The sequence below is a fragment of the Serratia sp. CY27727 genome, assembly GCF_052169275.1.
GTDB lineage: Bacteria > Pseudomonadota > Gammaproteobacteria > Enterobacterales > Enterobacteriaceae > Serratia > Serratia sarumanii.
Map to the genome: position 1 here is coordinate 941358 of NZ_JBJNLB010000001.1, position 12078 is coordinate 953435.

At 61.8% G+C, this 12078-nt stretch carries 10 protein-coding genes; 8 read left to right on the plus strand and 2 right to left on the minus strand.

The features are described 5' to 3' along the window. Positions 1–306 precede the first annotated feature (306 nt). Entirely contained in the window at positions 307–1773 is a 1467-nt protein-coding gene (gene ansP, locus ACJ8HB_RS04700; protein WP_033637529.1) for an L-asparagine permease, read from the plus strand. A gap of 37 nt (positions 1774–1810) precedes the next feature. Here ansP and ACJ8HB_RS04705 read toward each other — a convergent pair whose 3' ends face one another. Continuing rightward, positions 1811–2590 carry a HalD/BesD family halogenase gene (locus ACJ8HB_RS04705; protein WP_047568788.1) on the minus strand — a complete coding sequence of 260 codons (780 nt, stop codon included), beginning with the start codon at positions 2588–2590 and terminating at the stop codon, positions 1811–1813. A 116-nt stretch (positions 2591–2706) separates the two neighbouring features. On the opposite strand from ACJ8HB_RS04705, the gene ACJ8HB_RS04710 reads away from it, so the two are divergent. After that, positions 2707–3606, plus strand: coding sequence for a LysR substrate-binding domain-containing protein (locus tag ACJ8HB_RS04710; RefSeq protein WP_047568790.1), 900 nt, complete (start codon positions 2707–2709; stop codon positions 3604–3606). A gap of 197 nt (positions 3607–3803) precedes the next feature. Next, on the plus strand, positions 3804–5624 hold the full coding sequence (locus ACJ8HB_RS04715; protein WP_033653491.1) for a hypothetical protein: 1821 nt from the start codon (positions 3804–3806) through the stop codon (positions 5622–5624). 32 nt (positions 5625–5656) lie between these two features. Here the strand turns inward: ACJ8HB_RS04715 and ACJ8HB_RS04720 are convergent, their stop codons facing one another. After that, positions 5657–6409: an SDR family NAD(P)-dependent oxidoreductase gene (locus ACJ8HB_RS04720; RefSeq protein ID WP_047568791.1), complete on the minus strand. Its 753-nt coding sequence runs from the start codon at positions 6407–6409 to the stop codon at positions 5657–5659. 151 nt (positions 6410–6560) lie between these two features. Here ACJ8HB_RS04720 and ACJ8HB_RS04725 point away from each other — a divergent pair, with 151 nt between their 5' ends. The 5 genes from ACJ8HB_RS04725 (at position 6561) to ACJ8HB_RS04745 (ending at position 12036) form a co-directional block, all read left to right on the plus strand. Then, on the plus strand, positions 6561–7325 hold the full coding sequence (locus ACJ8HB_RS04725; protein WP_047568793.1) for an arylamine N-acetyltransferase family protein: 765 nt from the start codon (positions 6561–6563) through the stop codon (positions 7323–7325). Positions 7326–7448: 123 nt separating this feature from the next. Continuing rightward, the gene (locus ACJ8HB_RS04730; RefSeq protein ID WP_047568794.1) at positions 7449–8078 is read left to right on the plus strand and encodes a response regulator transcription factor; all 630 of its coding nucleotides are present in this window, start codon (positions 7449–7451) and stop codon (positions 8076–8078) included. After that, positions 8078–9619, plus strand: coding sequence for an MASE1 domain-containing sensor histidine kinase (locus tag ACJ8HB_RS04735; protein ID WP_047568797.1), 1542 nt, complete (start codon positions 8078–8080; stop codon positions 9617–9619). The genes ACJ8HB_RS04730 and ACJ8HB_RS04735 overlap by 1 nt, the downstream gene beginning before the upstream one ends. 60 nt (positions 9620–9679) lie before the next feature. Further along, entirely contained in the window at positions 9680–11008 is a 1329-nt protein-coding gene (gene uhpC / locus ACJ8HB_RS04740) for an MFS transporter family glucose-6-phosphate receptor UhpC (protein ID WP_223307181.1), read from the plus strand. Then, positions 11005–12036 carry an ABC transporter substrate-binding protein gene (locus ACJ8HB_RS04745; RefSeq protein WP_047568801.1) on the plus strand — a complete coding sequence of 344 codons (1032 nt, stop codon included), beginning with the start codon at positions 11005–11007 and terminating at the stop codon, positions 12034–12036. Before uhpC ends, ACJ8HB_RS04745 begins: the two co-directional genes overlap by 4 nt. Positions 12037–12078 lie beyond the last annotated feature (42 nt).

A 12078-nucleotide genomic window follows, 5' to 3' on the forward strand; every position in this document is an offset into this window, starting at 1 on the left:
CTGTGATTTCAATCACTTTTATCGTTCGATATTTCCGTGTTGATAATGAGACTCATCTTACTGAATAATATGCGCTTTTGTTTTCAGTTTAAAAAATACACACAATTGTTCACGCTTTGTACGCAGGTTTTTTTGCCAGCTTTATCGGGAAACGGTAGCATGCCACGCCGTTATTTAACGGCGGCTGTATACACAATAAACAGCGGAATGATGCCACGACCTCATTCTCATTACGATTGCTGATGGCAATCGTTTGCCCTGCAGCTCAGGGCGGCGTTCATCATAGACAGGTAAACAGGACGGATAATGCACTCACAAAAAAAGTCGGCGGACGATAAACACGCCGCCAGAAGACGCTGGCTAGACTCTCATGAATCCGGTTATCACAAAAGCATGGGCAACCGGCAGATCCAAATGATCGCCATCGGCGGTTCGATCGGCACCGGCTTGTTCCTCGGTACCGGCGGCCGTCTCGAACTGGCCGGGCCGGCGCTGGCGCTGGTCTATCTGGTGTGCGGGATCTTCTCTTTCTTCATCCTGCGCGCGCTGGGCGAGCTGGTGCTGCATCGCCCTTCCAGCGGCAGCTTCGTTTCTTACGCCCGCGAATTTCTCGGTGAGAAAGCCTCTTACGTCGCCGGCTGGATGTACTTCCTAAACTGGGCGATGACCGGCATCGTCGACATCACCGCGGTGGCGCTGTACATGCACTACTGGGGCACCTTCGCCGACGTGCCGCAGTGGCTGTTCGCCCTCGGCGCGCTCGGCATCGTCGCCACCATGAACATGATCGGCGTGAAGTGGTTCGCCGAGATGGAGTTCTGGTTCGCGCTGATCAAGGTGGTCGCCATCGCGCTGTTCCTGATTGTCGGCGTGGTCTTCCTCGGCACCGGCACCCCGGTCGCCGGCCACACCACCGGCATGCACCTGATCACCGAAAACGGTGGCATGTTCCCGCACGGCCTGCTGCCGGCGCTGGTACTGGTGCAAGGGGTGATCTTCGCCTTCGCCGGCATCGAGCTGATCGGCACCGCCGCCGGCGAGTGTAAAGATCCGGCCAAAATGATGCCCAAAGCGATCAACAGCGTGATCTGGCGTATCGGCCTGTTCTACGTCGGCTCCGTGGTGCTGTTGGTGCTGCTGCTGCCGTGGAACGCCTACCAGGCCGGCCAAAGCCCGTTCGTCACCTTCTTCAGCAAGCTGGGCGTGCCTTACATCGGCACCATCATGAACATCGTGGTGTTGACCGCCGCGCTGTCCAGCCTCAACTCCGGCCTCTACTCTACCGGCCGCATCCTGCGTTCGCTGGCGATGGGCGGCTCGGCGCCGAAGCTGATGGCCAAAATGAGCAGCCAGCAGGTGCCTTACGCCGGCATCCTGGTCACCTGCGGCATCTACGTGATCGGCGTGGTGCTCAACTACCTGGTTCCTTCGCAGGTATTCGAGATCGTGTTGAACATCGCCTCGCTGGGCATCATCGCCTCATGGGCGTTTATCATCGTCTGCCAGATGCGCCTGCGCAAAGCCGTGCGTGAAGGCCGCGCGCAGCCGGTATCGTTCAAAATGCCGGGCGCGCCGTTCACCTCCTGGCTGACGCTGGCGTTCCTGCTGATCGTGGTGGTGATGATGGCGTTTGACTACCCGAACGGTACCTGGACCATCGCCACCATTCCGGTGCTGGCGGTACTGCTGACGCTGGGCTGGTTCGGCCTGCGCAAGCGCGCGCAGGAAGTGAAGCGGGAACAGCAGGCTCACGAAGAGCAGAACCCGCACTGAATCGACAAACCGCCCTCCGGGGCGGTTTTTTTATCCGCTATAACCGGCCGTAGAACGTCATTCTGGCGCTTTCCGACAGCATCACGTCCGGCTGCGCATTGTAGGCCAGCACCACCAGCATGCGCGTGATGTCGCCTTCGGTCGGCGTCACCCGGTGCATGGCGTTGCGCCCGCGAAACAGCACCAAATCCCCCTCCTCCATCGCCAGCCGTTTGACCGCCCGCTCGCCGTCCAGCACCTGCGTGACCCCGGCATAGTTCATCTCGCCGCGATCGGCGTCGCGCAGGTTCTCCACGTATTCGAAACGGCCGCCCGCCGCCGGTTTCTGGATCAGCAGCGTGATGGCGAACGACGAGTTGTCGAAGTGCCAGCCCAGCTCCTGGCCGGTGTGGGCGTAATGCAGGTTGATCGACGACAGCCGATCGGCGTAGGGATACAGCTGCGCCTCATCCAACACCGCGCAGAGGAACGCGCGAAACGCCGGGGCGTCGTACAGCGCACGCAGCGGCGACTGCGGCGGAATATCTTCGTCGGTAATGCAGCCCTTGGACGACACCACCAGCCGGTTGCGCGCGTGATCGGCCGGCAGCGCGTCGTCCTGCGGCCGTAGATACACGTTGTGTTTGCTGGTGGCGTAAAACGCCGCATGGTGCTGTTCGGCGCCTTCCAGCCTTACCGTCGCCAGCGCGGCGGCGCTCAGAAATCCCGGCAGCACCAGCGCGCCGCTGCGCTCCAGCGTTTGCCGGCAACGGGCGCGGAACGCGGCGTCGTCGATGGGATGGGCGGACAGATCGATAATATCGGCAAGTTGCGGCATGACGTTCCCCTCGTGTGCGATAGCCGGATGCCTCTCACTGTAGCGAATGCCGCATTGCCGCCATAACAAAAATACGTTATGGATAAGCTAACCAATTCTTAGCGATAGCCCTGCCCATGCACTCACCGTCCCGCGCGCGCTTGCCCAAGCTGAGCGCCATTCTGGCGTTCGAAACCGCCGCCCGCACCGGCAGCCTGGCCCGCGCGGCGGATACGCTGGCGTTGACCGCCGCCGCCGTCAGCCAACAGATCCGCCAACTGGAGCAACACCTGGGGATCACGCTGTTCATCCGCGCCAAAAGCGGCGTCACGCTGACCGAACAGGGCGCGGACTACCTGGCCTACGTGCAGGAGGCGTTCGAAACGCTGCGCGTGGCGCAGCAACACGTCGAGCGCCAGCGCGGCAAACAGGCGCTGACGGTGTTCGCCCTGCCGGCGTTGGCCTCCAAGTGGCTGAACCCGGCGCTGGGCGACTGGCTGGCGCAGTGCCCCGACGGCGATCTGCGGCTGCACGCCACCCATGCGGCGGTCGATTTCGCCCATTCGGCGGCGGACTTCGCCCTGTGCTTCGGCGATCAGGATTATCCGCTGCTGGAAAAGGTGCGGCTGTTTCAGGATCGGGTGCAGCCGGTGTGCAGCCCGGCGCTGCGCGATCGCGGCGACTGGACGCAGCTCCCGCTGATCCACGTCGACTGGGGCAAAGAGAGCCAGTTTCTGCCGGGCTGGCACGAGTGGTTTACCGCCGCCGATCGAATGCCGCCGGCGCGGCGCGGGCTGACCTATAACCTGACCTCGCTGGCCATCGACGCCGCCGTGCAAGGGCGCGGGGTGCTGCTCGGCCAGCGGCGGCTGATCGGCCGTGAACTGGCGGCAGGCCAGTTGGTCACCCTGGCCGAACCGGCGCTGCCGCTCAGCAAACCCTACTACGTGGTTTACCCGCCGCGCACGCTGGAAAAACCCGGCGCAGCGGCGTTTCTGGCCTGGTTGCAAACCCTCGCATCTACAGACCAAGCCTGAACCCCAACGGCGATGTTTGCTGGCGTCAGACACAACCCTGAACGCTTAAGCCTCTCACCTCAGCCTGTTAATTTATCTCTGCCGACCGGGATCGCGAACCGATCCGCCCTTCGGCCACAATGCCATTTCCCTATGCCGCCGCCCCTGCAATCGCCATATTGCATCGGCCTCTTACTGTTCAAAATGAGGGTTACTCCATGATTTCATTAAATGATTACGCCAACCTACGCAGCTATGCCGGTAGCGAAACCGCGGTGATGCTCGAAAACCGCTACCACCACGGCGTATTTACCCGAGACGATGCAGATACCACCAGCCAGGACAACGGCGTCACCCTGCTCGTCGACGCGCAAAACCGCCGCTGGAAGCGCATCATCAATGACGGCGATTACAGCATCGATTGGTGGCACCTGCCGGGCGATGAACTGGATTACTCGCTGACCATTACCCGCGCGTGCAACTTCTTGCAGGTCAAAGGCGAAGAGTGGTGGCAATTGCCTATCCCTACGACCCCTGCGGGGATTACCCTGGTTGGCCCCGGCGGCGTTCGCCCTTGTAAAACCACCGCCAACCTGAAGCTGTGGAAAAACGCCGTCGATTTTAAGGGCACCATTCTGGACTTCAGCGGCGCCGCCAACATCGAGTGCGTACGCGTGCAATATTCGCTGGGAGCGCCGGCGATTTATAACCTGCGCATCGTGGGTGCCCCTGGCGCGGCGGCCAATCTGCGCGGCCTGTGTGTCTACAGCGATGCCTCAAACATGCACGGCCTGCCGGCCTGCCAACTGCTGGTGCAAAACGTCTGGCTGACCAACCTGTATAAAGGCATCGTCTTCGGCAATAACGCCTATATCCAGAGCTGGCACAGCATCATGGTGCGGGGCTGCTTCTGGCCGATCTGGTCTGAAACTACCGCCAACGCCGGCGAAAAAATCGTCTTCTACAAATGCCTGTTCGGCGACAGCCGAAACTATTATCAGGGAGTGCATAACCTGGCCTTCCGCGATTGTTCGTTCGACTACAGCGGCTTTAACAATGAAACCGAACAGTTGGCCAATACCGACTATGGTTTGTTCGACCTTAAGGGCGGCACGCTGGACTTTAAAAATTGCCACTTCGAATGGGGTAACGCCAACTGCCGCAACTACCGGCCGGTCTTTACCAGCAACAACGGCGGTACGGTAAAAATCAAAGACAGCCAATGGCACAGCGTGATGACCAACAACACCGATGCCGGCAGCAGTGTGCCCTACCAATACGTCGAGTATTTCTTCTTCGATAAGTCCAGCGAGCTAAGCGGAAAATGTTATATCGACGGTTTCGATCTGGTGAACGCCGACATTAAAAAAGGCTGGTCCAACAACCATATCGAGATGAAAAAGATCGTCGCGCCCGGCTACATCAACATGTGGCGCCTGCTCTATCTGGGCGATGGCGTCAACCATCTGCCGGAGCCGAGCTGGAAAGAGAGCGGCGCGCTGGCATTGAATAACGTCTACGCCTTCGGCGGCGCACGCCTCTCGCAAACGGAGACCGCCGATCTGGCGGTGACGCTACAAAACGGCGTGCTGACCGCCACCACCAAAACGGCGACAACGACGGACAAACGCGTCGAGATCTACTTCCCAATCGAGAAAAACGATCTGGTGCTGTGGCGCGCCACGCTGGCAAACCTGAAAGGCCAGAACAGCCTTGATGTCACCATCGGCACTTACCAAGGCAAGTATGTCCTGAACGGCGATGCCGGCGTCACTACCCTACTGGAAAAAGCTTGCCAGTGGGGGCGCACCGGCACGGTAACGCCGGCCGCTTCGGCAACGATGACCTCGGATCGCATCACTGCGCTTAACTCGTCGGAATATTTGCCGCTGCCTGAGGGCTATGTCAATTACGCCCGCATCGCCATCGTGCTGAAAAACTTTACCGGCAGCGCCGCTCAGCCCACCTCGGTGGATATCACCCAACTGTTGTGTCAAAAGATCGACATCGTCTCCCGCAACCCGCGTAAATCCTGGTAACCGAACGGGCCCCGTCAGGGGCCTGTCTTCCATTAACGCGTGGTATAACCGCCGTCGATGCTGTAAAACGCGCCGGTGGTGAAACTGCTGTCGTCCGAGAGCAGGAAAGCCACCGTTTTCGCCACCTCTTCCCGCGTCGCCATTCTCCCCATCGGGTGCGAAGCGGCCATCTGCGCCCGCGCCGACGCCGGCAGCGTCCCCATCGCCGGCGTCTCCACATAGCCCGGCCCGACGGCGTTGATGCGCACGCCGCGCGTGGCGAACTCCAGCGCCGCCGAGCGCGTCAGGCCCAACACGCCATGCTTGGCGGCGGTATAAGGCGCGATCCCGGCAATGCCCACCACGCCGTTGGCGGAAGAGAGGTTCACCACCGCCCCGCCGCCGCCGGCGACGATCGCCGGCAGGCCGTACTTCATGCCGAAAAACGTGCCGCTCAGGCAGGTGGCGATCACCTCATGCCAATCTTCGACCGCGTACCGATCGATGTCCACCTCATGCGGGCCGGTGATCCCGGCGTTGTTGACCAACAGATGCAGCGCGCCGCAGCGCCGCACCGTCTCTTCAATACCCTGCTGCACCGACGGCGCCTCACGCACGTCCATCCGCAACGTCATCACCCGTCGGCCCTCGGGATCGAGCCGCGCGGCGGCGGCGGCGAGAGGCGCAGCGTGGCGGCCGGTCATCACCACCGTGGCGCCGCGCCGAAACAGTTCGGCGGCGATCGCTTCGCCGATGCCGGTGGAAGCGCCGGTCACCAGCGCCACCCGATGTTTGAAATCTTGCATAGCCGTTCTCCTGCCAGATTGAACTCAGGGGAACAGGCTAACGCCGACCAGTGACAGTTTGCGGCAGCAGCGACAGCGCAGCACGTAATGCGCTCACAAAAGCCGCAAAGCCCGCTATTTTATGCCTACTTTTTCTCATGCGAGACTCCCTGTGGATACCCAACGCTACCTGCAGCATATCGGCTTTACCGGCGCCGCCCGCCCTGACCTCCCCACGTTGCAACAGCTGCACCATCGCCACATGCTGAGCGTCCCGTTCGAGAACCTGAGCATTATTTATCATCAGGGTATTCAGCTGGCGCCGGAGGCGCTGTTCAGCAAGGTGGTCGAGCGCAACCGCGGCGGTTTCTGTTATGAGCTGAACGCGCTGTTCGCTCTGCTGCTGCGGGAGATCGGTTTCAAGGTGAGCTTCATCTCCGGCGAGATCCGCGCGCGCGACGGCCATTTCGGCCCGCCCTACGACCATCTGGCGCTGCGGGTGGATCTGACGGGCCAGGCCTGGCTGGTGGACGTCGGTTTCGGCGATTCCTTCCTGACCCCGCTGAAGATCGTCGCCGCCGAGCCGCAACCGCAGGCCAGCGGCACCTTCCACCTGGAGCGGGAAGGCGAGTATTACCTGCTGGAGCGCCGCAACGGCGACCAACGTTCGCATGCCAAAACCCTGTATCGCTTTACCGTTCAGCCGTGCGAACTGCATGAGTTCGACGAGATGTGCCGCTTCCACAGCAACTCGCCGCAGTCGCACTTCACCCAGCGGCTGGTGTGTTCACGGCCGACGAACCACGGCCGGGTGACCCTCAGCGACATGAAGCTGATCGTGACCGAAGATCATCAGCGCCACGAAACGACGCTGCATTCGGAAGAGGAGCGGCGCGCCGCGCTGTGGCAGCATTTTGCCATCGATTTGGATCGTTGACGGCGCAGGCGGCGCCCTTTTATTACGATTCTGTTACACCGATTGCATAACCGCGCTTGGCTGATTGCCAGCACCGCGGCGGCAGGCATCATAGGGCCATGATTCGGCAACAGAGTGCGAAAAATGATCCGTGTGATACTGGTGGATGACCATGTGGTGGTGCGCTCCGGCTTTGCGCAATTGCTCAGCCTCGAGGACGATCTCGACGTGGTGGGGCAATACAGCAGCGCGGCGGCGGCCTGGCCGGCATTGCTGCGCGACGACGTCAGCGTCGCGTTGATGGACATCGCCATGCCGGATGAAAACGGCCTCAGCCTGTTGAAGCGCCTGCGGGCGCAGAAGCCGCAGTTCCGCGCGCTCATCCTCAGCATCTATGACTCCCCCTCCTTCGTGCAAAGCGCGTTGGACGCCGGCGCCAGCGGCTATCTGACCAAACGCTGCGGGCCGGAAGAGCTGGTGCAGGCGGTGCGTTCCGTCGATATGGGCGGCCATTACCTGTGCGCCGACGCGCTGCGGGCGCTGCGCGGCGGCGAGCAGCCGGCCACGGCGCTGGAAGTGCTGACCCCGCGCGAGCGTGAAATCTTCGATCTGCTGGTCAAAGGCGACAGCGTAAAGGAGATCGCTTTCAAGCTCGCGCTCAGCCATAAAACGGTGCACGTGCATCGCGCCAACGTCCTGGGCAAGCTGCAGTGCAACAGCACCATCGAGCTGGTGCATTTCGCCCTCGACCATCAGCTGCTGGCGGGGCATTGATGTCGCCCAAACTCCGGCCCTGGGTTATCTCACTGTTTATCCTGTTGGCCTGGGGCAGCGGCTGGCTGATGCTGTGGACGCTCGGCTTCTATCTGACCCACAACGGCAACCAGGCGGCGCTGTTTCTGCCGCACGGCGTCTATCTCGCGCTGCTGATCCTGCTGGCGCGCCGCTATTGGCCCGCCCTGATAATTCCGCCGGTGCTGTTGCTGTTCTGGCTGTACGGCGAACGCCTGCTGAGCGGCTACGGCCTGCTGGCCGCGCCGTTTATCACCCTGCTTCCGGCCGCGGTCGCGCAACGACTCTGGCGCCGTTTTCCGCTCTACTGGCAGCGGCTGACGCTGCTGCTGGCTGCGGTGACCGCCGCCTCGCTGCTCAACACCGCCCTGCTTTCGCCGTTTGTGCCAAGCCCGGCGATGCTGCTTGGCCTGGCGTCGTTTACCGGCGGCGTCTTGCTGACCCCGTTCGTCTACCTGATCTTTGAATTTCTGCGCCAGCAGCACCGTTACCACCTGCTGGGGCTGGACACCCCCAACCCGCCGCTGCGCGCGTCCTTAATCATCTGGTGCAGCCTGTTTTTCGTTATCGGCATCGGCACGCAGATGGTGCTGTCGCCGGAAATCGAACGCCTGCTGCTGATCGTGGTGTTTCTGCCGAACGTGGTGATGGCGTGGAAGTTCGGCTGGCAGGGCGGCGTGCTGTCCGGCCTGCTCGGCAGCATGATGATCACCCTCGCCCGGCAGGTCGGCGTGGGGTTCGGCAATCTGGTCGAGCTGGAAATCTTTCTGGCGACGCAGGCGCTGCTCGGCATCGGCCTGGGCATCGCCATCAGCCGCCAGCAGCACCTGGCGCAAAACCTGCACCACTATCAGCGTCGCCTGGAAGAAGAGCTGGCTGCGCGGCGGGCGCTGACAGAAAAACTGATCCACACCGAAGAAGACACGCGGAAAAATCTGGCGCGCGAGCTGCACGATGAAATCGGCCAGAACATCACCGCGATTCAAATCCAGTCGCAGCTGGTCAAACGGGCGCGCGATCCGGCGCAAACCCAGGCCGCCGCGCACCAGATAAGCGAGCTCGCCCGGCGCATTCATCACTCCACGCGCCAGCTGCTGCGCCAGCTTCGCCCGCCCGCGCTGGACGAGCTGGCGTTCAAAGAGGCGCTTCACCACCTGCTGAGCGAATTCGCCTTTGCCGAACGGGGCATCCGCTGCCGTTTCGACTACCGACTCATAGACACGCCCGCCGGCGAAACGGTGCGTTTCACCCTCTACCGCCTGCTGCAAGAGCTGCTCAACAACGTGTGCAAACACGCCGAAGCCAGCGAGGTCGCCATCGTCTTGTATCAACAGGGCGCGCTTTTGCACCTCGAGGTGCGGGACAACGGCGTCGGCATCCGCGCGGACAAGGCGCCCGGCCTCGGCATTCAGGGGATGCGCGAGCGGGTCAGCGCGCTGGGCGGCGAGCTGACGCTGGAAACGCATTGCGGCACGCGGGTAATTGTTAACCTGCCCACAAATTTGCAACAAACCATCGACTAACTAGGAAAAAGTCTTAGCCACTCCGGACTTTCTCTCATCCCCTTTCCCTTTCACCTTCTTATAGTCAGCACCAGGGAGGCGGCTATGCAGGCACGCTCGGCATCTGAAATCGATCATCGTTACCGCGCGCTGCGCCCGCGACTGCTGCTGTACATGGTCATCGGGTACGCCGCCTTTTACCTGACGCGCAAAAGCGTGAATTACGTGCTGCCGGCGCTGCAAACGGATTTGGGGCTGGATAAAGGGGACATCGGCCTGCTCGGCTCGCTGTTTTACCTGAGCTACGGCCTGTCGAAATTCGCCGCCGGACTGTGGCACGACGGCCACGGGCAGCGCAGGTTTATGGGGATCGGCCTGTTCGCCACCGGCTTGCTGAACGTGGCGTTCGCCTTCGGCGAATCGCTGACGCTGCTGCTGGCGGTCTGGGCGCTGAACGGCTTCTTTCAGGGCTGGGGCTGGCCGCCCTGCGCGCGGCTGCTGACCCACTGGTATTCGCGCAACGAGCGCGGCTTCTGGTGGGGCTGCTGGAATATGTCGATCAACCTCGGCGGCGCGATCGTGCCGCTGATCAGCGCCTTCGCCGCCCAGCGCTGGGGCTGGCAGGCGGCGATGCTGATCCCGGGCGCCGTCAGCATGGTGTTGGGCATCTGGCTCACGCGGCGGCTGACGGGCACGCCGCAGGAAGAAGGCCTGCCGTCGGTCGGCCAGTGGCGCCACGATCCGCTGGAGCTGCGCCAGGAACAGCAAAGCCCGCCGATGGGGCTGTGGCAGATGTTGCGCACCACGATGCTGAAGAACCCGATGATCTGGCTGCTCGGCGTCTCTTACGTGCTGGTCTACCTGATCCGCATCGCGTTGAACGACTGGGGCAATCTCTGGCTGACGGAAAGCCACGGCGTCAACCTGCTCAGCGCCAACGCCACGGTGATGCTGTTCGAGGTAGGCGGCCTGCTCGGCGCGCTGTTCGCCGGCTGGGGCTCGGATTTGCTGTTCGGCGGGCAGCGCGCGCCGATGATTTTGCTGTTCACGCTCGGGCTGATGGTTTCCGTCGCCGCGCTGTGGCTGGCGCCGGTGCATCACTACGCGCTGCTGGCGGGCTGTTTCTTTGCGGTGGGCTTTTTTGTCTTCGGCCCACAGATGCTGATTGGCCTCGCCGCCGTGGAATGCGGGCACAAAGGCGCAGCGGGCTCCATCACCGGTTTTCTCGGCCTGTTCGCTTACCTGGGGGCCGCGCTGGCGGGCTGGCCGCTGTCGCAGATCATCGAAGGCTACGGCTGGTCAGGCATGTTCAGTTTGCTGTCGATCGCCGCCGTTCTTATGGGTTTATTGCTGATGCCGCTGCTGATGGCGAGCGTTACCACCTCTACCGAGAGAAGGATAAAACAATGAAAAAAACCTTAGTCACTACCCTGATAGCTTCCGGCATCGCGCTGGCCACGCTGAGCGGCGCCGCGCACGCCAAGGGCCGTCTGGTGGTCTACTGCAGCGCCACCAATGAAATGTGCGAAGCGGAAACCAAAGCCTTCGGCGAGAAATATGACGTGAAAACCTCGTTCATCCGCAACGGCTCCGGCAGCACGCTGGCGAAAGTGGACGCCGAGAAGAAAAACCCGCAGGCGGACGTCTGGTACGGCGGCACGCTCGATCCGCAATCCCAGGCCGGTGAAATGGGGCTGCTGCAGCCGTACAAATCGCCGAACCTCGACCAGGTGATGCCACAATTCCGCGATCCGGCGAAGCTGAAAGGCAACTACTCCTCGGCGGTCTACGTCGGCATTCTCGGCTTTGGCGTCAATACCCAGCGCCTGAAAGAGAAAAACCTGCCGGTGCCCAAGTGCTGGAAAGACCTGACCAAGCCGGAATACAAAGGCGAGATTCAAATCGCCGATCCGCAGAGCTCCGGCACCGCCTACACCGCGCTGGCGACCTTTGCCCAGCTGTGGGGAGACGATCAGGCGTTCGATTACCTCAAGCAGCTGAACGCCAACGTCTCACAGTACACCAAGTCCGGCATTGCCCCGGCGCGCAACGCCGCCCGCGGTGAAACGGCGATCGGCATCGGTTTCCTGCATGACTACTCGCTCGAAAAAGAACAGGGCGCGCCGCTTGAGCTGATCTCGCCTTGTGAAGGCACCGGCTACGAAATCGGCGGCGTCAGCATCCTCAAAGGCGCGCGCAACCTCGATAACGCCAAGCTGTTCGTGGATTGGGTGCTGTCGAAAGAGGCGCAGGAACTGGCATGGCAGAAAGGCAAGTCCTATCAGATCCTGACCAATACCACCGCCGCTACCTCGCCGAACTCGCTGAAGCTCGACGATCTGAAGCTGATCAACTACGACATGGACAAATACGGCTCGACCGAGGTCCGCAAGGCGCTGATCAACAAATGGGTCAGCGAAGTCAAGATGGGTAAATAAGCCCGCATTCTGCGCCTGTTGCCGGGTAAGCCTCACGCCTTA

Excerpts from the sequence above, each read along its gene's own strand:
- ansP (WP_033637529.1), top strand. The coding sequence starts at position 307 with ATGCACTCACAAAAAAAGTCGGCGGACGATAAACACGCCGCCAGAAGA.
- ACJ8HB_RS04705 (WP_047568788.1), bottom strand. The coding sequence starts at position 2,590 with ATGCCGCAACTTGCCGATATTATCGATCTGTCCGCCCATCCCATCGAC.
- ACJ8HB_RS04710 (WP_047568790.1), top strand. The coding sequence starts at position 2,707 with ATGCACTCACCGTCCCGCGCGCGCTTGCCCAAGCTGAGCGCCATTCTG.
- ACJ8HB_RS04715 (WP_033653491.1), top strand. The coding sequence starts at position 3,804 with ATGATTTCATTAAATGATTACGCCAACCTACGCAGCTATGCCGGTAGC.
- ACJ8HB_RS04720 (WP_047568791.1), bottom strand. The coding sequence starts at position 6,409 with ATGCAAGATTTCAAACATCGGGTGGCGCTGGTGACCGGCGCTTCCACC.
- ACJ8HB_RS04730 (WP_047568794.1), top strand. The coding sequence starts at position 7,449 with ATGATCCGTGTGATACTGGTGGATGACCATGTGGTGGTGCGCTCCGGC.
- ACJ8HB_RS04735 (WP_047568797.1), top strand. The coding sequence starts at position 8,078 with ATGTCGCCCAAACTCCGGCCCTGGGTTATCTCACTGTTTATCCTGTTG.
- ACJ8HB_RS04745 (WP_047568801.1), top strand. The coding sequence starts at position 11,005 with ATGAAAAAAACCTTAGTCACTACCCTGATAGCTTCCGGCATCGCGCTG.